The 21,713-nt window shown below is 51.1% G+C and carries 17 protein-coding genes and 1 riboswitch; of the genes, 14 read left to right on the top strand and 3 right to left on the bottom strand.

Going from position 1 to position 21,713, the window contains the following annotated elements; all coding sequences use genetic code 11:
• Positions 1 to 4: 4 nt before the first annotated feature.
• The 14 genes from LDN04_RS12520 (at position 5) to LDN04_RS12455 (ending at position 15,954) form a co-directional block, all read left to right on the top strand.
• On the top strand, positions 5 to 1,183 hold the full coding sequence (locus tag LDN04_RS12520; RefSeq protein WP_223911022.1) for a Wzz/FepE/Etk N-terminal domain-containing protein: 1,179 nt from the start codon (positions 5 to 7) through the stop codon (positions 1,181 to 1,183).
• 92 nt (positions 1,184 to 1,275) lie between these two features.
• The gene (locus tag LDN04_RS12515) at positions 1,276 to 2,580 is read left to right on the top strand and encodes an oligosaccharide flippase family protein (RefSeq protein WP_223911019.1); all 1,305 of its coding nucleotides are present in this window, start codon (positions 1,276 to 1,278) and stop codon (positions 2,578 to 2,580) included.
• Positions 2,581 to 3,594 (top strand): bifunctional 2-polyprenyl-6-hydroxyphenol methylase/3-demethylubiquinol 3-O-methyltransferase UbiG, encoded by a 1,014-nt coding sequence (locus LDN04_RS12510; protein ID WP_223911016.1) that lies wholly within the window; start codon positions 2,581 to 2,583, stop codon positions 3,592 to 3,594.
• A 4-nt stretch (positions 3,595 to 3,598) separates the two neighbouring features.
• Entirely contained in the window at positions 3,599 to 4,552 is a 954-nt protein-coding gene (locus LDN04_RS12505; RefSeq protein WP_223911014.1) for a class I SAM-dependent methyltransferase, read from the top strand.
• Positions 4,500 to 5,531, top strand: coding sequence for a glycosyltransferase family 2 protein (locus LDN04_RS12500; RefSeq protein WP_223911012.1), 1,032 nt, complete (start codon positions 4,500 to 4,502; stop codon positions 5,529 to 5,531). Before LDN04_RS12505 ends, LDN04_RS12500 begins: the two co-directional genes overlap by 53 nt.
• Positions 5,532 to 5,548: 17 nt before the next feature.
• Complete coding sequence (locus LDN04_RS12495; RefSeq protein WP_223911010.1) at positions 5,549 to 7,060, top strand: hypothetical protein; 1,512 nt, start codon at positions 5,549 to 5,551, stop codon at positions 7,058 to 7,060.
• Positions 7,061 to 7,118: 58 nt separating this feature from the next.
• A complete protein-coding gene (locus tag LDN04_RS12490) occupies positions 7,119 to 7,916 on the top strand; it encodes an FkbM family methyltransferase (RefSeq protein WP_223911008.1) in 798 nt (265 codons plus the stop codon).
• Between the two features lie 18 nt (positions 7,917 to 7,934).
• A complete protein-coding gene (locus tag LDN04_RS12485) occupies positions 7,935 to 9,032 on the top strand; it encodes a glycosyltransferase family 9 protein (RefSeq protein ID WP_223911006.1) in 1,098 nt (365 codons plus the stop codon).
• Positions 9,029 to 10,777 (top strand): hypothetical protein, encoded by a 1,749-nt coding sequence (locus LDN04_RS12480; RefSeq protein WP_223911004.1) that lies wholly within the window; start codon positions 9,029 to 9,031, stop codon positions 10,775 to 10,777. The genes LDN04_RS12485 and LDN04_RS12480 overlap by 4 nt, the downstream gene beginning before the upstream one ends.
• A gap of 94 nt (positions 10,778 to 10,871) precedes the next feature.
• The gene (locus tag LDN04_RS12475) at positions 10,872 to 11,432 is read left to right on the top strand and encodes a hypothetical protein (RefSeq protein ID WP_223911001.1); all 561 of its coding nucleotides are present in this window, start codon (positions 10,872 to 10,874) and stop codon (positions 11,430 to 11,432) included.
• Entirely contained in the window at positions 11,429 to 12,547 is a 1,119-nt protein-coding gene (locus LDN04_RS12470; RefSeq protein ID WP_223910998.1) for a glycosyltransferase, read from the top strand. Before LDN04_RS12475 ends, LDN04_RS12470 begins: the two co-directional genes overlap by 4 nt.
• Positions 12,548 to 12,647: 100 nt before the next feature.
• Positions 12,648 to 13,406, top strand: a complete 759-nt coding sequence (locus LDN04_RS12465; RefSeq protein ID WP_223910994.1) for a methyltransferase domain-containing protein — start codon at positions 12,648 to 12,650, stop codon at positions 13,404 to 13,406.
• A 78-nt stretch (positions 13,407 to 13,484) separates the two neighbouring features.
• The gene (locus tag LDN04_RS12460; protein ID WP_223910990.1) at positions 13,485 to 14,258 is read left to right on the top strand and encodes a glycosyltransferase family 2 protein; all 774 of its coding nucleotides are present in this window, start codon (positions 13,485 to 13,487) and stop codon (positions 14,256 to 14,258) included.
• 64 nt (positions 14,259 to 14,322) lie between these two features.
• On the top strand, positions 14,323 to 15,954 hold the full coding sequence (locus tag LDN04_RS12455; protein WP_223910987.1) for a capsule assembly Wzi family protein: 1,632 nt from the start codon (positions 14,323 to 14,325) through the stop codon (positions 15,952 to 15,954).
• 124 nt (positions 15,955 to 16,078) lie between these two features.
• Here LDN04_RS12455 and LDN04_RS12450 read toward each other — a convergent pair whose 3' ends face one another.
• From LDN04_RS12450 to LDN04_RS12440, 3 genes are all read right to left on the bottom strand, one after another.
• Complete coding sequence (locus tag LDN04_RS12450) at positions 16,079 to 17,359, bottom strand: hypothetical protein (RefSeq protein ID WP_223910984.1); 1,281 nt, start codon at positions 17,357 to 17,359, stop codon at positions 16,079 to 16,081.
• Positions 17,360 to 17,426: 67 nt separating this feature from the next.
• Positions 17,427 to 17,503: riboswitch (cyclic di-GMP riboswitch) on the bottom strand.
• A gap of 275 nt (positions 17,504 to 17,778) precedes the next feature.
• A complete protein-coding gene (locus tag LDN04_RS12445; RefSeq protein ID WP_223910981.1) occupies positions 17,779 to 20,037 on the bottom strand; it encodes a fibronectin type III domain-containing protein in 2,259 nt (752 codons plus the stop codon).
• A gap of 316 nt (positions 20,038 to 20,353) precedes the next feature.
• Positions 20,354 to 21,661 (bottom strand): phenylacetate--CoA ligase family protein, encoded by a 1,308-nt coding sequence (locus LDN04_RS12440; protein WP_223910978.1) that lies wholly within the window; start codon positions 21,659 to 21,661, stop codon positions 20,354 to 20,356.
• Positions 21,662 to 21,713: the final 52 nt, after the last annotated feature.

Raw genomic sequence — 21,713 nt, 5'->3', positions numbered from 1 at the left:
GCAGATGCCGGAAGAAGAAGCTGTGCAGCAGCCGAATGTCACGATCTTGGACTATCTCATTGTCCTGCTGAAATGGAAACGGCTTATCGTGTGGACCACCGTGGCAGCAGTAGTGCTGTCGGCGATCGTAAGCCTGTTGATACCCAAGATTTACAAGGCCGAAGCGAGGATATTGCCGCCCCAGCAGGCTTCTGGAGGAGCAGCGTCACAGTTGCTGAACCAGCTAGGAGGTCTCGGCGTTTCGCCAGGTCTCGTCGGGATGAAAACCACGAATGATCTCTACATCGGCCTGCTAAAGAGCAGGACTGTCCTCGACCGGATGGTTGACAGGTTTAATTTGCTTGTTGTGTACAATGTCAAATATCGTGAAGATGCTCGTCGCGAATTCTCGAAGGCCTTAAAAATCAAGGACGACAAGAAAAGTAGCATTATCGCTCTAGGAGTTGAAGATAGGGACCCTAAACGGTCCGCGGATATGACTAACGCCCTTATCGAGGAGTTGAAAGATGTAACGCAGAACATCGCGCTAACCGAAGCATCGCAACGAAGGCTTTTCTTCGAGGAGCAGCTTAAGAACGTAAAAACAGCGCTCACACGTTCCGAAGAATCTTTGAAAGGTTATCAGGAGCAGACGGGCGTAATTGAGATAAAAGAGCAGGCAAAAGCCTTAATCGATTCAATTGCCCGTTTACATGCTCAGATTGCGGCAAAAGAGGTTGAACTCAAAGTACTGAAGACCCACGCTACGCAGCGAAATCCCGATCGGCAGCAAGTAGAAGAGGAGCTTCGCGGCCTGCAAGAACAGCTTGCAAAACTGCAATCGAAAAAGGGAAGCAACTCCGACACGCTCGTGCCAACGGGTAAAATGCCTGAAGCAGGGGCCGGATCCCTACGGAAAATAAGGGATGTCAAATACAACGAAACCCTTTATGAACTCCTGGCAAAGCAGTACGAAATTGCCAAAATTGACGAGGCAAGAGATGCGGCAATAATACAGGTTCTGGATAAGGCCCTGCCTCCGGAGAAAAAGGTAAAACCGAACCGGTTGAACTTGATTGCCACTACAGCTTTCATGAGCTTCTTTTTAGCCATCCTCGCGGCTTTCTTTATGGAGTATCGTAATAAAACTATTAATGACCCCGGAAACAGAGAAAAGCTCGACCTATTAAAAAATTACGTATAGATCCGAGTATGTAGAGGCACAATAGCTCTTGCAGATTGGTAAGGCGCCTTTTTATAACCTTCCTATATTTTACAGGGTTCACACGCAAACCCATGATTTTCACTCACGCGATTAAAAATTCCGGTGTATATGCAACCATAAAATCTCTGCTTGCAGACAGACGGATCAGATCTGGACTTTTTTGGAACTTATTGACAACTATCGCGGGACGCTCTGCCGGACTCATTATTTCGATCATCATTTCAAGAGCGCTTGGCAAAGAGTCGTTTGGCGAATTCAGCATTATCCAGAGTACGATCCTGACCTTTGGTGTCTTTGCCGGTTTTGGCGCCGGTCTGACAGCGACAAAACATGTTGCCGAGACATTCCGGACCGATCCTACCCGCACGGGAAGAATTCTTGCCCTGGCAATCATTCTTGCAATTGCCTTTGGCAGCTTGATGACGGTAACACTGCTGCTCGGTTCTTCGTTGATAGCGACACATATTCTATCGGCACCGCATTTGACGACCTTCTTGCAGGTAGCCTCAATCAGCCTTGTGGCAAGCTCATTGAGTGGTGCCCAAAGCGGAGCGCTGGCCGGCTTCGAAGCGTTCCAGGGGCTGTCCAAGGTAAATATTTATTCAGGCATTGTCAGCATACTTACCGTTACAGCCGGTGTCACGCTGAACGGCATGACGGGAGCGTTGTGGGGTTACAACATAGCCGCAGTCATTTCCTGCTATCTGGGCGCACGCGCTCTGGGCGTAGTAACCAGGGACAAGGGAATCATGCCTGATTACCGTAACAGTGTGCGTGAATGGTCCGTTCTCTGGCGGTTCAGCTTGCCGACCATGCTGGCTAACACCCTGGTTACGCCAGCTGCATGGGCATGCAATGCAATGTTGGTGAATCAACCGGGCGGCTTCTCCGAGATGGCCACCTACAATATTGTTACCCAGTGGCGACAATTACTGCTCTTTTTACCCGGCATCGCGGCACAGGTCTTTCTCCCGATCATGTCATCACGCACATCGAGCGACCGGCAAGAATCCGCTAAATTGCTTTACCTGAAAACAAATATCATCATCGCGGTGCCTTTTTTAATGGGTATGACGGTTTTGAGTCCGCTCATCATGGCTCTCTATGGGAAAAGTTACATGGCCCAGTGGCCGGTGTTTGTTGTAGTACAGTTGGCAACGTTTGCACAGATCATACAGGCACCCGTTATAACATCGTGGACAGCGGACGGTCGCATGTGGACCAATCTCCTTGCAAACGGTTTCTGGGGTGTTGCCCTGGTCATTTTGAGCTGGATGTTGATCGAGCTGGGGGCGCTAGGTCTCGGGTTGGCGCTACTGATAAGCTTCCTGCTCTATTTTGTGGTAATTATGATACTAAATCGACGGAAGGCTTGAATGGCGCCAACGGCAAAGATGAGCGAGAATTGTTCCCTATGTGGACATGCTGTTCATGTAGTCACGGAATCCGCGCCTGGTTATCAGGAAGGCCCAAAATACACCATCTACGAATGCGAAGGCTGTTTCTCCTCTTTTGCATCTCCACTCGCAGTCGAAGATGCTATCTATGGACATATTTACGATAACATCCAACATGTGCCGGGTTATAACCGCTACTATCACTATGCCCATGAAGTGCTCAACCAGAAACGGGCGCTGGATTATTTGAGCCGACAGGAAGAATCCTACTGGGCGGTGGCCCGACACCTCCGGGAAAGAAGGAATGCTGAGGGGAGACTTACTATTCTTGAGGTTGGCTGCGGCATGGGGTACTTTACCTACGCTCTGTCCCAAGATGGCTTCAGCGTCACTGGGGTCGACATCTCTCCCCAGGCAGTGGCCTGGGCGCTTGAGAACTACGGCCCCTACTATGCCAACAAAACGCTGGAAGAACTAAAGGCTCAATCACAGCGGTATGATGCGATAATAATGAACCAGCTGATCGAGCACCTACCTGACGTCCATGCATTCATTTCCGAGGTCCTATCGCTTCTTACGCCGAATGGCGAGCTAATCGTTACGACTCCGAATAAATCTGCGTATCCCGATGGGACCTGGGAGACAGAACTGCCGCCCGTGCATCTCTGGTGGTTTGGCGAGGAAGCCATGAAATGTCTGGCAAAACGGCACAACTGTACTATTGCATTTGTCGACTTTGAACCGTTTTATACTACCTTTTACCGGCGGAAAATACCGGGTAGCCCCCTACTCAGCAGACAATCGATCTTCGACGCAGATGGTAAGTTATCCGTCAGTCAATGCCTACGGCCCGTCACTCCTTTACAGAGAATTATGGAACAATCAGGCTTCCTGGCTTTACTTCGCAAGATCAGGTCGGTTATGGTCACAAATGACAGATGGCTTGGTGCACAGGGGCCGATTTGCGCAGCCGTGCTGCGGCCCATAAGGTAGCGTTATGGATGCCTGCAGGGTTTGCGGCAATACGCAGAATAATCAGCGTCATGTTTTTCAGGAGAAATACTTTGGCCTGGGGGATGAGTTTGAGTACATCGAGTGCAGCGTGTGCAGGAGCCTTTCGATTGTCGACTTGCCGGATAATATGGAGCGCTATTATCCGGAAACATATTATTCCTATACAGTAAGGACTTACAACCGGCTCTACGGATACCTTAAGGGCAAGCGGGACCTCTACTACCTGGGGCAGCCTGGCATTGTCGGTTATTTCCTTTCCAGGATTCTTCCAGCGCCGCCATACATCGAATGGTTGCAAAATCTGTCATTACCCTTTGGCGCCAGTATTCTTGAGGTCGGCAGTGGCGGTGGAGCTCTTGTTGTCAATCTCCAGGGGGCCGGTTTTCTGGCAACCGGTATTGACCCGTATATCAGGAAATCGCTCACCTTCCCCAACGGCGCACGGGTATTAAAGCAGTCGCTTGAGGAAACCAGCGGTAGTTACGACTGTATCATGCTGCATCATTGCCTGGAACATATGGCTGCACCACGGGACGCCTTCGGTCATTTCAGCAGGTTACTGAAACCGGGCGGAAAACTATTGGTCAGGGTCCCATTGGCAGGTTCCCATGCTTGGCTAACATACGGGAGGAATTGGTTCCAACTGGACGCCCCGCGCCATTTCGTAATATTTTCCGAAGAAGGTCTGTGCAGACTGGCTGCGGAGCAGGGATACGAAACCAGCAAGATCGTCTACGACTCCACAGCAAGCCAATTCTGGGCAAGCGAACAATACGTGCGCGACATAACATTGGCTAGTGAGAGATCACATGCCGTTCACCCGGAGAAGTCGATATTTTCTGTGGAACAGATTGCGGAATATAGCAGGCAGGCAGCGTTACTGAATGCGCGACATGCTGGAGACCAGGCGTCGTATTATTTTCACAAGGTTGCTTAACATGAACATGCAATCAGCCAAAACAACTCGGACGGTCGGTGTCGTGCTGGTCAACTGGAACGGAGCGGAGCTTACGATCCCCTGTATTGAGTCGCTTTATGCCGGGACCGTCAAACCTGACCGCATCGTTGTCGTGGACAATGCATCACGCGATCATTCGGTTGCTCTCATCGCGGACAGGTTCCCCGACCTCGAGCTCATCCGTAACCAGGAGAATGCCGGCTTTACCGGGGCCAACAACATCGGCATCAGCAGGCTCATGTCATCCGGCTGCGATTACATCTGGATATTGAACAACGACACAACGATCGACGAAAATTGTTTGTCAACTCTGAAGAGCTATATGGACATTCATCCCGATGTGTCCGCCTGCTCCGGCAAGATTCTGTATGCAGAGACTGACAGACTTATCTGGTACGCCGGTGCAACGTATAGCACGTGGACGTTTCAAAGCCGGCACCGGGGTGAGGGGGAAGAGGATGCTGGACAGTATGATATGATCGAAGATGTACCCTTTATCTCGGGGTGTTGCATGTTTGTCCGTCGGGCTGCTATTGAGCGCATTGGCTTGTTCGACAACCATTTTTTTGCATACGGCGAAGACAGCGACTGGTGCATTCGTGCCCAAAAAGAAAAATTACGGCTGCATTACCTGCCCCAGGCTGTCATCCGGCATCATCTTTCGGCTACGGTGAACAAACTGAAAAATCAAAAAACACGGGGTACAACTTCCCCATTCAGCATATACATAACCAGCCGCAACAGGCTGTACCTGATACGTAAACATTCGACAAATGTCCTCCAGACATGCATTGCGTCTTTGGCTGTTGTTGCAGGTCTGGCTTATCATGCTGCAGGGTTGCTGGCTCTCGGCCGGTTCGAAAAAATTGGCGCCCTGGTCATGGCTGTTTACGATGGCATTACTGCACCGCTTGGCGCAGCAGGTAATCATACCTTTATGCCACGCTACTTACGGTGAATACTAATGGCACCGGTATGAATGATTATCAACTGATAAAAAACAATCTGGAATTCAGCCGGGGCGTGGATGAATTAGCCCAACCCTGGGTTTTCCGCTGGTACATTATTGCCTTTTGCTTCGCACCGGCATTCCTGATTCTGTTCCTGGGCAGAATCGCCGATGATGCAAACTTCCTGGTGCTTTCCGGTCAGTACGCTCTTGCCTACGGGACGTATCTTGCCCTCTTCCAACTGAGAGACAAACCCCTTCTTAACCCCATTCAGGCAGTTGTTTTGCTGTTTCATTGGTGGTTCGCCGTCGGTCCGAGCCTGGCGGTCTTTTTCGCAGTGAAGAGAAGTGATCCGGATATGCTTTCAAGGTACGTAGCTTCAGGTGGTGAAGCGCTCTGGGTCGTTGCGCTTGGCATACAAGTATATGCATTCAGCGCAAATAGAACGATGCACTGGTGCCGCGGCAGAATCAACCACGCATCCTTTCTCATGCCCGACGGACTTCTCTACCGGCAGAAGACCCTGCTTGCCTACTGGCTTGTCGGTGGGGTACTGGCACTCGTTATTGCCGTTCTTGCGCGATTTGGGATCGTCGGCAATCAGACCATCAGCTATCTTGGCGGGACAGTCAGTGAGAACTGGTTTGTCTCGGCCCTTGAGGCTATAGGCGCAATTGCGATTTTTGCAACAGTCGGCGTCATGGGTTATCTTGCAGGGCCTGTTCTACCGCATACTCTCAAATTCAAGATGATTGCGGTTGGCTTGATAATTTTCAACACTATCACCGCATTTACTTCCGGTTGGAAAGGCGCGATTGTTCAAGGATTCGCTCTCATTTTCATCGTCATGTTTGTCTGGAGACAGAAGGTACCGTACATCCTTGTCGCCGTTCTTGCCCTATCCTACCTCTTTATCATCGAGCCATTCGTCAACAACATGCGATACGTGGCAGAAATTGCAAAAATATCAACAACGGAAGAGCGTGCCGAATTATTTAAAATAGGGCTGGACAGTGGCATAGTGATGGATGAGATGAGAGATCATGAAGTGAACATCGAGTCGCCGTTCAGAGGAATATTTCTATTAGCTAATGGTATTGCTGAGGAGAGTTCGTTGTTTAACGGGCCATGGGACAACACCATTTCCGAGGGGATGCTGTCTCTTGTGCCGCGTGCGATCTACCCCGACAAACCGGACATGAACATGGGCAACTTCTTCGGCCGCTATCTCGGGGCAGTCGATCCTGACGATTATATGACGAATATGGGGGTCAGCATTCCCTTCGAATTTGTGGGGAATTATGGCTATATGGCAGGCATCCTGTCGTTTGGACTCATTGGTATAGTATGGACACTGTTTTGCGTTTGGCTGCTTTCTGCGGATCGTCTGGCCACGCATCCGCTGGCGCCGCTGTGCATCATCTTTGCATTGGGACTGGAAGCGAGTGTGGGTCAATTCCTGGCTAAATTCCGGGATTTGCCGCTTGTTTTCGGTGCTGCCTTTATTGTGTGGATCGCACTGAAAAAGCGCTTATAAATTGACTGGCAGCATACTTCAAACAAGACATGGTCTTGGTAGGGAAAAGGTTAATGTAATGAGCATTGCAACTAAAATATCAGGCTTGAGAGCTATGATGGCTTTTACCAATAGATGGCAGCTGATAGTGAATCGATTGCTGTTTCGCTGCACCGAGGACTTGTATGTAATGAACGATACCAGGTTTATCGTAGACTATGCAGGAGGTGATGCTACCGGTACAAGAGAATGCATCGTCTCGGACATGTACCGACAGTATTTACCCGTTATCAAGTTGACTGGGGATATCACGTTATTGGATATAGGTGCCAACGGAGGCGGTTTCCCTCTACTTTTTAAAATAGAAGGGTATGAATTCAAAAAGATTGTTTGTGTTGAAATGAATCCTAATACGTTCAATCGTCTTAGATATAACATATTTTCAAATTTCAACTGTACTTGTGAATGTATAAATGTTGCATTAACAAATTCAGTTGGCACAATCGATTTGCTGCTTGGTGCCGGAAGTACATCCGATTCAATATACCAAGGAGAACAGCCTGTTAACGGTAAAAAAATAAAATATAAAATACCTACGGTGACCTTGGATACTTTATTTGAAGCGCAATTTGTTTCTGTAGTAGATATTTTGAAAATGGACATAGAAGGCGCGGAATACGACGTATTGTTACATAAAGGATGTGATAATCTATCCATGGTTAGGTATTTAGTGATGGAAATCCATGATAATCCAAAAATCCAGAAAGGTCTTTTAATCGATAAAATCAATTCACTTGGATTTACAGAGTTGCTCGCGGACAGTAAAAAGTATACGGATGTCTATTGTTTTGCGAATAAACTTCACGTCAATGGTTAACATCTTTAGAGCAAAAGCATGTCTTATAGAAAAATATTGATTTACCATATCGGATCTCTCGGCGACACGCTAGTTGCGTTGCCCGCTTTTAAGGCTGTTCGTGATAATTACCCGCATGCCCGTATTACCTTGCTTACGGATATCCAAAACGGGGAAAAGCGTGTGCAGTGCGAAGAAATCCTGCGGGGGAGCGACCTGGTAGATGAATATATTTATTACCTCTATGACCGCTCATTTCTTGGCAAGGCCTTGCGTTCAATTCGAATGATCGAACTGCTTGTTCTGTTGAGGAGACAAAGGTTTGATGCCTTGATGTACTTATTCCCATCGGGAGCTAATAATCCTCGACTTAAACGTGATAGATTATTTTTCAAGAGTGCCGGGATAAAGAACATTTTCGGCATGTCAGGCTTTGTTATGAAACAGCAAAGCGTTCTTAGTCATCCACTGCCGATGGTTACGCATGTAAGCGACCAGTTGCTGGCTCGACTTGCTGACTCAGGGTTAGTAGTGCCCGCTTCAGGAGAAAGTGGCAGATATTTAAATATATCTGCCAGCGAGAGGGCTGCGGTTGACAGGTTTGCAAAGAATGAACCGGCAGACGGAGGACGTACGTGGATCGCGATCGGTCCAGGATCAAAAATGCCGGCGAAGGTCTGGCCGAAAGAACGATTCAAGGAGCTCGTGCAGCGATTGATTGATACCCATGATGTCTGGCCGGTTGTTTTTGGCGGGCCCGAAGATGCCGCCATAGGGCAGGAATTGATCTCCCAATGGGGACGCGGGTATGTAGCAGCCGGAAACCTCGGTGTTCGCGAAGCACTGGCTGCTTTGGAGCGATGCGCTTTGTATATAGGGAATGACACCGGCACATTACATATGGCGGTGTCCGTTGGTGTGAAGTGCATCGGTCTTTATTCAGCGCGGGATTATCCCGGATTATGGTATCCCTACGGACCGGGCCATACGGTGTTCAGATATTCATTGCCATGCGAAGGATGCATGAAGGAGATCTGCATTGATAACAAGATGGCCTGTATTCTGTCTATTGGCGTTGACGAGGTCTATGAAGCTGCGGTCGGCTATTTTCCTGCCAGGAAAGGGCTTACCGTATGAGAAATAGCCTGTTCGCGTTTAACACCGACTTCAGAGGAGCAGCAATGATCGATGGGGCGTTCCGCCGGAGACTTACTCTCGTTGCCATGGTCTGTCTTTCTATATTGTGCCAGTATGGTGAACTGCATGCGGAAACTGGCTGGGTTGACGTCCGCGATCATAAGGGCGATCTCACTGCCGCGGTAACTGCCGCGCGGGGGAGAAAGATACTGATTTCCATCCCCACGAACACCATTAATGGATCGCTTAATCTGCCTGCAGACGTCCAGATAGAGGTTGTTCAGGGTGGTGTGATCGTGCTGGCCCCGTCGGCCACAATTACGATCAGCGGTCCCTTTTCAGCAGGTCTGCACCAGGTGTTCCGGGGAGGAGGACGGACTCTATTCGGAGCGGGCAGTCTGAAAGAAGTATACCCCGAATGGTGGGGGGTAGCGGGAAAGAACGACGAAAATGCGATCAATGCCGCCATTGATGCAGTCAGTGCCGGCGATGTAGTTCTGACCAGAACCTATTACATCGAGAGCGCTCCCGTTAAGATGAAATCAGGCATCACCCTTAAGGGAGCAGGTCGTGCGATATCGTCTGCTGGTATCGGCGCCATCCTGTATAATCGCCGGGCGAGCGGTGCAGCACTATTCATCGGTGAGTACGTAAAACACATCACTATCGAGAACATCGGTTTTTGTGCGGCAACAACGAAGGCCGGTCAATATGGGATTGAGATGGCTGGCGACGCACCGCGGTATTCCAAGGACATGCTGATCAAGGCAAATGATTTTTATCGACTCGATAAGGGTATCTATGCACATGAGCTTACCTATGCGAACGGATGGGAGTGCGACCACGTAGAGGTCAGCCAGAATGTGTTCAACGAATGCAACATCGACATCCATCTCGTCTCGCAGAACACCGACTTCTGGAGGATAGCGAACAATAGCTTTAACTACCTAGATACAGGCGTTTATCTTGAACGGTCGGGGACTGTTTCGCTCGACACAAATGCCGGGGGCGGCGTGAGCGGCAAGCCCGATAATACGTTCGTCAAAATACACATTTTTGGCCCGCTTACCATGATCAATAACCAGGCCGAACAGACGGATTGGTTCCTGCGCAATACGGCGGACACCGGCAATCCTTACCCGATCAACATGCTCGGGAACTCGGCAAATGCTCCGTGCAAGATAATCGGGGGGGGGCTCATTATAAACAGCATGGGCAATTTCTTCAGTGAAGACGTCATTATCGACTCAGGGAACACCAACATTACCTCTACGCAGGACAGTTTTGTTAAAGGGAAGAAATTCGTACTCAAGAACTACAGCCAGATCGCGTCTCTTACTTCGGGGGCGACTATCAAAAACCGCGTGAACGCGGCGGATGACCAGACCGCCAATAGCGTAAGGGAGATGCCGATAGCCACGACCAGGGACACACAGGTGGCTTATCTTAAGCCATGGAATGTACGTGGAGAGCACCTCATCCTCTATAAGGTCCACTATTATTACCGTGTCGTCAAGGCTGCCACGGACGTGAGGCTGCATCTTGAGTATAACGATGGCACGGGACATCAGGACATCGACCTTGTCCCGAGTGGAATGAAGGGGGTGGGGTCCTATGCGGGAAACGATGTAACCATCGGGGCAACGAGCGGGACGGGAACGGGAGGCGGCATCGCGTTAAAGGTCAAGGCAGGATCTCCGAATCAGGTGTATATATCCGCAACGATCGAACCGATAACCTATTAGCCTTCCGGTTGGATGTTTTAACCTGGATTCACACGACAGGATTATTATGACTCTATTAGAGAGATACGGACTTAGCGGGATTGTCAGATTGGCAATGGATGTGCTGATTACTCGTATTGATGCAATGCTCTATTGGAAGAACAAAATAAGAATTATACGACGTCCCGTATATATCCGTGGCAAGAAGTATATTGCATTAGGGAATAACTTCACTTCGGGCGTTGGCATGCGCCTGGATGCCTTTTCGATTCATGGAAAAGTGTGTCTTGAGATTGGAGATAATGTAGAAGTTAACGACTATGTCCATATTGGCGCAACCAACTCCGTAAAAATCGGTAATAATGTGCTCATTGCGAGCAAAGTGTTTATCTCTGACCACAGTCATGGTTTCTATGGTCTCAACGATCGCCACGATAGCCCCCTAACGATCCCTAAAGATCGAGAGCTTTCGTTTTCATCGGTGACCATTGAAGACAATGTGTGGATCGGTGAGTTTGTTTCCGTGTTGCCGGGTGTTACCATCGGAAGCGGATCAATCATAGGAACGATGTCGGTCGTCACAAAGAGTATTCCCGCAAATTCCATCGCTGTCGGTTCACCTGCAAAGGTGGTCAAATGCTATAACTTTGAAACAGCCAAGTGGGAATCTGTATGAAAAAAACCATCGTGGTGTCGGCCGTTAATTTTTTTGAAGGCGGTCCTTTAACCATACTGAAAGAATGCCTCGAATATCTATCTGAAAATATGTCGGATCACTATAGAATCATCGCGTTGGTACATGATAAATCCTTACTGAATGTATGCAATATTGAATATGTGGACTATAAGAAATCGAGAAAAAACTGGGCTTATCGCCTGTATTATGAATATATCCACTTCTTTTTCGTATCACGTCGCCTAAAGCCGTATCTATGGCTATCATTGCACGACATCACTCCTAATGTAGACGCCGACATCCGTGCGGTTTATTGCCATAACCCGTCTCCGTTCTATCCATTTTCACTTCGTTCCTTCTTGTTTAGTTATCAAGTAGCCCTTTTCAGCCTGTTTTATAAGTATCTTTACCGCATAAATATTCGCAAAAACACCTTCGTTATTGTTCAACAGAATTGGATCAGGGATGCATTTCAAAAGATGTACGGTATCAGAAATGTGGTGGTAGCGTACCCGAGTGCACAGCAGATTACATCTGCCCCTTCCTGCCCGGCAAATAACGCCAAAACAATTTTTTTCTATCCGGCCTTTCCCCGGGTCTTCAAGAATATCGAGACAGTGGCTGAAGCTGCAAAGCTACTGTATGTTCAGGGTCGGACAGACTTTGAGGTTATCTTGACGGTCAATGGAGAAGAAAACAAATATGCACGCCATGTCGTTGCCAACTACAAAGATATTCCGACGATTTCTTTCGTTGGGCTCAAATCGAGAGACGAAGTCATCACAATGTATCGACAGGTCGATGCGCTGATCTTTTCCTCCAAGCTGGAAACATGGGGACTGCCGATCAGTGAGTTCAAAGCATTCAACAAGCCGATGCTGCTGCCTGATCTGCCCTATGCCCACGAAACGATCGGCGATTTCGACCAGGTGAAATTCTACGATCCGGATGATTCTCTCCAGCTTGCGGCCTGCATGCAGGGGTTCATGGACCGGTTGCTTGTCTACGACGGGAATCGCAGGGTGGAGGTGCAAGAGCCGTTTGCCCAAGACTGGAAGCAGTTGTTCGATTTGCTGTTGGGAGGAAAACTGATGGCCAATGCTCCAAATGCTTGATTCGTTCTGAACTATCAATCGCCGGAATACCAGAGCTTCTTTTATCCCTATGCCAGAGTTACAACTTTTAGGGATTTGCAAGTGAGGAAAGGATTGTGTAATGATCACCCGGTTACAGTTGGGCACTTCACGGCTTGAGAATCTAAAACCGGAAATCCGCAAAATATTCCTTGATAAGAGCTGGCTCCACTTTGGTGATCCGGAAAACGAGAGGGTAACTTCAAGGGGGTATACCCTTTCCTATCTTTGTGAGGTCTTCAAGAGAAACAGCTTGTCCTTCATAATGACAAAAGCGTTTCAACTGCTAATCGGCAAGAGGAACAAGACGTCTGACTGGAATGCAAAGATCAATGATCTCTATAGTGCAACCAACTTCAGGGAGTTCTATTATACTAAGGGAGACCGTCTGCCTTTCGATGACAATTCCCTGGATTTCATCTATTCGGAACATTTTTTTGAGCACCTGTTCTTCGATGAGGCGTTATCCTTAATGCAGGAATGTTATCGAGTCCTCAAGCCGTTCGGGGTCATCAGGACATGCGTACCCGATGCGGACCTGCGAACGTATGAATTGCCCGAGGATGTGGGTTTCCCTGACTCAAAATTGCCATTTAACGATCCCGGCAAGCACAAGACGCGCTGGTCGGTATATTCCTTTGGAGAACTGCTCAGATTCGCCGGGTTTGAACCAATCCCTCTGCGTTACTGCGACAAGTTGGGCCAGTATATAAAGAACGATCCGTCATCGATTCCGGACAGCTATAAACAGTGCCCTGAGCAAGAGCTTATTTCAGACCTGAGTTATATAGACAGAATAGACTCCTTGATCGTGGATGGACTCAAAAAAACAGCACTTTGATACATGTTCCCTTGCCTGCCATCGCAAGGCATTCCGGAAAAATGATAATGATTCATGGTATTGCGGAGTGGGGATACAATGCTCGACTGCACAGCTTCAATTGTTGTTTATAACAACCGGCCTGACATGCTCAGAAGAGCAGTAGAGAGTATATTGTCGTGCTCATTGGATATTGAACTTCACATTGTGGATAACTCACCAACGCAAGAGCTGAAGCATTATGTAAACGACTTGCCGGTTAAATACCATTTTTATGGTTGTAACGCAGGTTATGGTCGAGGGCATAACAAGGCGATTCAAGAATGTTCCGAAAGCAGATATCACGTTGTAATTAATCCGGATGTCATAGCCCCATCTACAGCCATAGAATCACTCTTTTCTTTCATGGACCAGAATCCGGACATAGGTATCGTCTGTCCCAAGATATTGAACGAAGATGGAACGATTCAGTTTTTGAACAAAAGGTATCCCAATGTGTTTGACCTAGTTGCCCGTCGCTTCATACCTCAGGCGATGCATCGCTTCGTGCGGCGCAGACTTGATCGCTACGAGATGAAAGATGTGGGTTATGAGGAAATTTGTGAGGTAGAGTTCCTATCCGGCAGTTTCATGTTCTGTCGTACCGAGGCACTTGAGGCGGTTGGCGGTTTCGATGACCGATACTTCATGTATTTGGAGGATGCGGATTTAAGTAGAAAGATCCAACAGGCCGGCTACCGGACCGTCTACTATCCCAAGACCGCCATAACTCACTTATGGGAACGGGCTTCATACAAAAGCATGGAAATGACATTGGTCCACATACGAAGTGCTATTGTGTATTTCAACAAGTGGGGCTGGAAATTTTTTTGAGATGTACACGACTCTGGTCAACGTAGACATATCTCAGCCTTAAGGGCCATGAGGAAGGAATTGCATGAGTTACCTTCGCCAACCACTGATTATCGCATTGACCGTGGCCATAATTACAACTGCCTGCTGCATCGATGATTGTGCCGCCCTTTCTTCTACCAATATTTCCCTGGACAGCCCACTCTATGCTTATCTGGACAAGCTGGCCGGCATGGGACTGATTCACTCGGATGTCAGGGGAATCAAGCCCTATTCGAAGGCCGAAGCCACGCGACTCCTTCTGGAAGCCGAAGGGAATGTTCAGGCGCATGGTGACGCACCGGTTTTCGCCGTCGACCTGATTGAGAGGGGACGGGAACTGCTCAAGCGCGAGGTGGCCCTGAAGCAGGAACCCGCGAAAGAAGCTCCGCTGTTCGATTTCAACCCCGCGTCATCTGTCCTTCTCCGCTACGTCTATCTCGACGGCAAACCACGCAGTTATGAGCGGCAGGTCCATGACCCCGGAAACGACGGTGTATTCGGCATCGGCCAGGGTCTGCGGCCAGCATACCCCTACCCTTCCCCTGTCCAGCTCCATGGCACGGAAGGCACGCCACTTTTCGAGAACAACGATGGCGTCGTCTACCGCAAAGGGAACAACGGTGAGGTGCGGTGGGCTGCCGAGGGGTATGTGCTGGACAAGATGGCGGCGCTCCTGGAGCCATCGTTGCTGATTACCCGGTCCGATGCAACTCTGAGGCTCAACCGGGGATACCTCAAGGTGGGGGGGCAAAGCCTGGAACTGGAAGTGGGGAGGGACGAAAACTGGCTGGGGTTGGGATACCGGGGGGCGATAACCCTGACCAATAATGCCCGTAACCTCGATTTCGTAAAATTGTCGAGCCCCGAGCCGTTTCGCGTCGACTGGCTGTCGTGGCTCGGAGACATGAAGTATGCTTTCATTTTTTCACGGCTGGACAGAACTTTTGTCGACGGGCAGGAACATCAGCCGTGGTTCTATGCCCTGAAGCTCAGTATGAAGCCGACTGAGAACTTTGAAATCGGATTGAATCTGGGGAGGATGCAGGGGGGACCCGGTACGGATAACAGCCTGTCTGCCTGGATGAAAGGGCTCGTGGGTGGAACGTCTTCGGATAATTCGAAGGCTAATGCCGGTTTCGAGGCCCGTTACCGCATTCCGTGGCTGCGCAACACCGAACTGTACGGAGAGCTTTCCGGTTGCGATGCCGCTACGTTCTGGCCCATCGTGGAGAGCTACCTTGCCGGCGTCCATATCCCCATGCTGACGGCAGACGGCAGGAACGAATTCCGTTTCGAATATTTCAGAGGTAACAATATCCTCTATTGGAGCGACAAGAACAAGTTTCCGGAAGGGTTTCTCTACCACAACATGACCTTCGGTCACTCACAGGGGGGTGCTGTTGAAGATTATTTCTTCCGCTACGCCCACTGGTTCGATGCGAGGAACAACGTGGCACTTGAATATTTCTTCACGGAACGCGGCACATTCGGCCTGCTACCCGGGCAGGCAGTGGAGAGGAAGAACGCGGGGAGAGTATTCTGGACAGTGCCGGTGTACGGCGATTTTGACGCCCAGATGATGTACGGGGTGGAACACATCGATAATATGGACCTGGTGGGGAACCAGGATCGTACAAATCATCTGGCGAAGTTCGAACTCCGCTACCGGTACTGAAATTAAGACGACCTGCCCGGAGGACTAACGGAGCAGAGTTTTAGTACTACATAAAAAACAGGGTGTGCTGCAAACGCAACACACCCTGTACTTGTTAAGCAGTTTTCAACTATTCAACTAAAGCTTACCATTTCCCCGCTACCGGAGTTCCGGTACCGAAGCTGTAAGTGACGTCGGTCGGCGTTCCATTCCAGGTACCGTCGCCATTCAGGTCAAGATACCATACCCCGTTGTTGAAGGTACCGATCTCCGTTTTGCCGTCCGCGTTCCAGTCGCCTGTCACCGGCAACGCTCCATTAAAGCCGAAGTAGTACTGACGGTCAGCAGAGGGGCCGTCCCATACCTTGTTGTTGTTATAATCGAGGTACCAGACGCCGTTCACATACACGCCGATCTTTGTCGTGCCATCTCCGGTCCAGTCGCCGGTTACGGGAACGGCACCCGCGAGACCATCCCCGAAGGTATAGAGTCCGTCAACCGTTTCACCGTCCCAGACACCATTGCCGTTAAGATCGAGGTACCATTTACCGTTAACATACACGCCGACCTTGGTGGTACCGGTTCCGGTCCAGTCGCCGGTTACGGGAACCGCCCCGGCGAGTCCGGCGCCGAAAATAATGTTTTTGTCAGACGGCGCGCCATCCCAGACACCATTGCCGTTCAGGTCGAGATACCATGTCCCCTTGTCGAAAACGCCGATTTTGGAAGTGCCGCTCCCGTTCCAGTCGCCTGTTACCGGAATCGCACCAGGGAAGCCGAAGACCAGTTGCCGATCAGTGGTCGAGCCGTCCCACGCGCCATTGCCATTCCCATCGAGGAACCATGTTCCATTGTTGAAGACCCCGATCTTTGCAGGAGTAATCACTGTGCCTACGGTAAAGGCGTTGGTGCTGACGATCTCTTGTCCGTGGTCAGGGTTGTTTGCATCGGGGGTCCAGCGGGAGCCGAAGGTGGCAGTGGCAATGTCATACTGATTGCCGTACCAGGAGACGTTCCAGGTATAGGTACCGGGCGTCGTCGGCGCCGGGGCAGTCAGGGTAATCGGGAAACTTGCGCCACCGCCTTCTCCGGTAGGTCCGGTGCTTCGTGCCTTCTCTACCATGTTTTGATCATAGAGAATCGCGCGCACCCATCCGGAACGGTAGCCGCCGTTGATGGTGACGCTTACCGTCTCTCCGGGGGCATAGGTTGTCTTGTTTGTCACGCCGGTCAGGTTGATTCCGGTTTTTGCGCTGCTTGAGTGGACACCGTGTGCATGACACCCCGCGCAGGTAGTAGGTGTCGTACCATGGCACCCTGAGCAGTTGGTGGAATACAGGGTGGACGTCGCATCGGCTTTCGGAATCCAGGTAAACAATGCGGCAAGGGCGAACGAAAAACAAAAAAACGCTGCTATCTTCCTCATTTTTTCTCCTTTTTCTCGCAGATAGCGGACACAAAAAAGCCGGGTCCGAACATCTGGTTTGAGATATTTCGGTAACCCGGCTGTCTCGGTGAGACCCTGTGGGCTTTCCGCCCTATCCTCGCGGATAGTTTAGTATTATCGTGTATCTAGTGATGATTTTGTAGACAATGTAAGTAGTGCTACCTTACTCGTTCCACAAAATAATTTCAAGAAAAAAACATTTGAATAACACTAATAAAACAGATTCTATATGAATCTGCCACTGCAACAGGTTACCGTCGCCAGGCAGGCTTCGCGTTACAAACGAGCGTCGGGTAATGAAGTCGGAGGAAAGTTAAGAGGTGGGATGGACAATAAAGATGCTGCCGGAAGGGGCCTGGGAGGACCCGCTTCCGGCAGTGTAATGCAGACGGAGGAGATCAGAGGATGCTGGCAATCGCCTGGATCTGGGCAGGAGTCAGAAATGACAGGAATCCCATCCCACCGATATTAGAGTTGATCGCAGCCTGTATCTGGGCTGCGGTCCTGCCCGGCAGCGCGGATGGCGGTCCATGGCAGCCTGAACAGTTTGTGTTATACAGGGTCAGTCCATCCAGGGCCGGTGCAGCAGTCGTAGCCGAAACCTGGGCCGACGGTGCACTTTCACCGACAGCATTCACGGCTGTAACCACGTAATAGTAAGTGGTCGATGCGGCAAGACCGGTCTGGATATAGGGTGACGTAACACCGGTTATTTTGGTTCCCGTAGCGGGAGTTACTCCCGATGTGGTTGACCAGTAGATATTATATGATGTTGCACCGGTGACTACAGCCCAGGAAACGGTCACCTGGTTTGTTCCTCCCACAGCAGTGACACCTGTCGGCGCGGCCGGCGGCTGAGGCGCTGCGGCAGTGGTTGCCGAAGCCTGGGCGGAGGGGGCGCTTTCGCCGGCGGCGTTAACCGCCGTAACGACGTAGTAGTACGTTGTCGATGCAGTCCGTCCCGTTTGCATATAGGGAGAGGTTGCGTTGGCAATCAGTGTACCGGTAAGAGGAGTTACCCCTGTGGTCGTTGACCAGTAGATGTTGTACGAGGTCGCGCCGGTGACGGGACTCCAGGTAATGGTCACTTGGCCGGTACCGCCGACGGCGGTTACCCCGGTCGGCGCCGGCAACACCGCGGCTGAAGCTGTGGTCGCCGAAACCTGGGCCGAGGGAGCGCTTTCTCCGGCGGCATTAACTGCTGTGACGACATAGTAGTATGCAGTAGCAGCGGTCAGGCCGGTCTGTACATAGGGGGACGCAGCACCGGTTATTTTGGTTCCCGTAGCAGGGGTCACTCCCGAGGTCGTTGACCAGTAAATATTATATGATGTCGCACCGGCAACGGCAGCCCAGGAGACAGTCACCTGGTTGGCCCCGCCGACAGCTGACACTCCGATGGGAGCCGCCGGTACGGTCGGAGCACTGGTCGGTATCGCAGAAACCTGGGCCGACGGAGCGCTCTCGCCAACGCTGTTTACCGCTGTCACCACGTAATAATAGGTGGTGCCGGCGGTCAGCCCTGTCTGCACGTAGGGAGAAGTTGCATTGGCTATTTTGGTCCCTGTGGCCGGGGTTACCCCTGCAGTCGTCGACCAGTAGATGTTGTACGATGTCGCTCCGCTGACGCCATTCCAGGAGACAGTCACCTGGTTCATGCCGGCGACGGCACTGACGACAGGGGCGGCGGGAACGGTCGTCGGGACGACGGCACCCTCGATGGTTATTTTACTCGCGATCAGGACACCGTTGGCGAACACGCCTTCCACTTCCACCTTCACACCGTTGGCAATCCCGGCAAGGGAAAGAGTCCCTGCGTTGACGAGTGTGCCACCCACCATGAACGTGGTGCCCGAAAGGTTCCGGACGTACCCTTCCACATCCATATGATTCCTGGTCCCCCCCTCGGTCTCGATCCCATCATTGTATGATGAGACGCTTGTCGCCTTGAGGGTTGTACTGCTAAACGCCAACAGTTTCCCCTCGGCCTTAACGAACGAGCCTGCCACGGTTCCGGCCGGCAGGGTCAGACCGGTAGCATCGACAGTCATCCCCCCAATGGTAAATACAGCCCCATTCATGGTGCCTATGGTCCCCTTCAGTTCAACGGTCGTCGTCTGCGTCCAATCGGGCGTATGACGCTCGATGCGGGTCGCCTGAATTGAGCCGTCCGCATTGGTAAACCCGCTCACCTGGACCATCTGCCCCGGGAGGACACTGCTTGTCCCCTGTGTCGGGAAGTTGTCGAAGACGGTCGACGAATCGAATTTGACCGTCTGCCCCAGAACCGTCATGGTGCCGGCAGTTCCATCAAAGGAAGCTATCGGTCCCGTCAGGTTATCGGCAAACGTGACGCTGGTCGCCTTGGCGTGGGTACTGTCACTTAATGTCCCCTTGACGGTCACGACCATGCCGACTTTAAGACCGCCAGCGGAATCATCAGGATTTTCCATGGTGACGGTGGTGCCGGTGGTATCGTATTCGACCCCGTTGACAAAGATGCTCCCCAGCTTGGTAATGGCCCCTTTGCTGACCACCTGGGTACTGGCGGCTGGGGCCGTGCCGCCTCCGCCTCCGCCGCCGCAACCGGCCATGGCCATCACCGATATCGCGAGTACGGCAACAAACAGCTGATACAACAGTACGCACTTTTTCATTTCATCCTCCTTGCCCGATGGTTGTGAAGCGAATCGACTTCTGCAGACTGCTCGGGTTGACGCAGTGGGGCAAACCTTATGAAATGATAGCAACCTATTCGGGAAGCGAAGGTGGGCGTCTGTCTGTTTTTACCGTCGGATGTTCAGGAAGAATTTAAGAGGTGTCACCGGAAGAGGTGGTACGACGTGGTCCTACGAGGATGGTGAAGGGTTTGCAAACGCAGAACTGGCTCGGCGTAACCAGGTTCACCAGGTGGAATCGGCAGAGCGGACATCCGTTATATGGCAGAATCAGAAATTGTCAGTAACTTTTCGGTCACAGCGTCCGTTTGTCGATCACCCGGTCAGCCTTCCCTTCATGGCGCGGAATGCTGTTCGGCTCCACCAGTTTGACCGTGGCACTGACCCCCAGGGTCGATTCGATCCGTTTTTCAATCGTCTCCAGGAACGTTTTCTGTTTTTTCATCTCGTCGAAGAAGATATTTTCCGTTACCTCGATGCGCACTTCGAGAATATCAAGCGCCCCCTGCCGATCCACTACCAGTTGGTAATGGGGCTCGCACCCTTCGATGGCGAAGAGGACCTCCTCGATCTGGGACGGGAAGACGTTGACCCCTTTGATGATGAGCATGTCGTCGGAACGCCCCATGGTTTTCTTCATCCTCACCATGGTTCTGCCACAACTGCACGGAGTATAGTCGAGAGAGGTGATGTCCCGGGTACGGTAGCGGATCATGGGAAATGCTTCCTTGTTGATGGTGGTGAGGACCAGTTCACCGACGCTCCCCGGAGGGAGGATCTGGCAGGTCTCCGGGTCGATGATTTCGGGGATGAAGGCATCCTCGAAGATATGCATGCCGCACTTTTCCTGGCACTCTCCGGCAACCCCCGGGCCAATGACCTCCGACAACCCGTAGTTGTCCGTTGCGCTGATATGGAGACGCTCCTCGATCTCGCGGCGCATGGCGTCGGACCAAGGCTCGCCGCCGAACAGACCGATCTTGAGAGAAAGCGTTTTAGGATCGATCCCCATCTTCTCCATCCGGTCCGCGAGCGTAATGGCGTAACTGGGGGTACAGACGAGAGCGGTTGATCGGTAATCCTGCATGATCATGATCTGTTTTTCGGTATTGCCGGAACTCATGGGGATGACCGAGGCACCGATGGTCTCGGCAGCGTAATGAAGCCCGAAGGCACCGGTGAACAGGCCGTAGCCGAAGGCGATCTGCACCACGTCGTCGTGGGTCACACCGGCTGCGGTCATGAACCGGGCGACCAGGTTCGACCAGGTCTTGATGTCATGGCGCGTATAGCCGACCACCGTCGGTTTGCCCGTGGTGCCGGAGGATGAATGAATGCGCACCACTTCACGCAGGGGGACGGCGAACATGCCATAGGGGTAGTTGAGACGCAGGTCCTCCTTGGTGGTGAAGGGGAGTTTCCGAAGATCGTCAAGGGACTGCACGTCCTCGGGGACAATCCCCAACTCGTTGAACTTGTTCCGGTAACAGGTGACATTTTTGTAGGCACGGTTAAGGGTTGCCTGCAAACGCTCCAGCTGGAGTTGAGCCAGGTCTTCCCGCGGCATGCACTCGTATTCGGCTTCCCAGATCAGTTGCTGCATATGTGTACCTCACGAAATTAAGTTACTCGTGCCTCGTGTCATCCATTGCCTA

This window comes from Geobacter sp. AOG1 (assembly GCF_019972315.1).
GTDB lineage: Bacteria > Desulfobacterota > Desulfuromonadia > Geobacterales > Geobacteraceae > Geomobilimonas.
The sequence above is the reverse complement of the archived record's forward strand: the minus strand, read 5'-3'. Positions and strand labels throughout refer to the sequence as shown.

Excerpts from the sequence above, each read along its gene's own strand:
- LDN04_RS12520 (WP_223911022.1), top strand. The coding sequence starts at position 5 with ATGCCGGAAGAAGAAGCTGTGCAGCAGCCGAATGTCACGATCTTGGAC.
- LDN04_RS12515 (WP_223911019.1), top strand. The coding sequence starts at position 1,276 with ATGATTTTCACTCACGCGATTAAAAATTCCGGTGTATATGCAACCATA.
- LDN04_RS12510 (WP_223911016.1), top strand. The coding sequence starts at position 2,581 with ATGGCGCCAACGGCAAAGATGAGCGAGAATTGTTCCCTATGTGGACAT.
- LDN04_RS12505 (WP_223911014.1), top strand. The coding sequence starts at position 3,599 with ATGGATGCCTGCAGGGTTTGCGGCAATACGCAGAATAATCAGCGTCAT.
- LDN04_RS12500 (WP_223911012.1), top strand. The coding sequence starts at position 4,500 with ATGCGCGACATGCTGGAGACCAGGCGTCGTATTATTTTCACAAGGTTG.
- LDN04_RS12495 (WP_223911010.1), top strand. The coding sequence starts at position 5,549 with ATGAATGATTATCAACTGATAAAAAACAATCTGGAATTCAGCCGGGGC.
- LDN04_RS12490 (WP_223911008.1), top strand. The coding sequence starts at position 7,119 with ATGAGCATTGCAACTAAAATATCAGGCTTGAGAGCTATGATGGCTTTT.
- LDN04_RS12485 (WP_223911006.1), top strand. The coding sequence starts at position 7,935 with ATGTCTTATAGAAAAATATTGATTTACCATATCGGATCTCTCGGCGAC.
- LDN04_RS12480 (WP_223911004.1), top strand. The coding sequence starts at position 9,029 with ATGAGAAATAGCCTGTTCGCGTTTAACACCGACTTCAGAGGAGCAGCA.
- LDN04_RS12475 (WP_223911001.1), top strand. The coding sequence starts at position 10,872 with ATGGATGTGCTGATTACTCGTATTGATGCAATGCTCTATTGGAAGAAC.
- LDN04_RS12470 (WP_223910998.1), top strand. The coding sequence starts at position 11,429 with ATGAAAAAAACCATCGTGGTGTCGGCCGTTAATTTTTTTGAAGGCGGT.
- LDN04_RS12465 (WP_223910994.1), top strand. The coding sequence starts at position 12,648 with ATGATCACCCGGTTACAGTTGGGCACTTCACGGCTTGAGAATCTAAAA.
- LDN04_RS12460 (WP_223910990.1), top strand. The coding sequence starts at position 13,485 with ATGCTCGACTGCACAGCTTCAATTGTTGTTTATAACAACCGGCCTGAC.
- LDN04_RS12455 (WP_223910987.1), top strand. The coding sequence starts at position 14,323 with ATGAGTTACCTTCGCCAACCACTGATTATCGCATTGACCGTGGCCATA.
- LDN04_RS12450 (WP_223910984.1), bottom strand. The coding sequence starts at position 17,359 with ATGAGGAAGATAGCAGCGTTTTTTTGTTTTTCGTTCGCCCTTGCCGCA.
- LDN04_RS12445 (WP_223910981.1), bottom strand. The coding sequence starts at position 20,037 with ATGAAAAAGTGCGTACTGTTGTATCAGCTGTTTGTTGCCGTACTCGCG.
- LDN04_RS12440 (WP_223910978.1), bottom strand. The coding sequence starts at position 21,661 with ATGCAGCAACTGATCTGGGAAGCCGAATACGAGTGCATGCCGCGGGAA.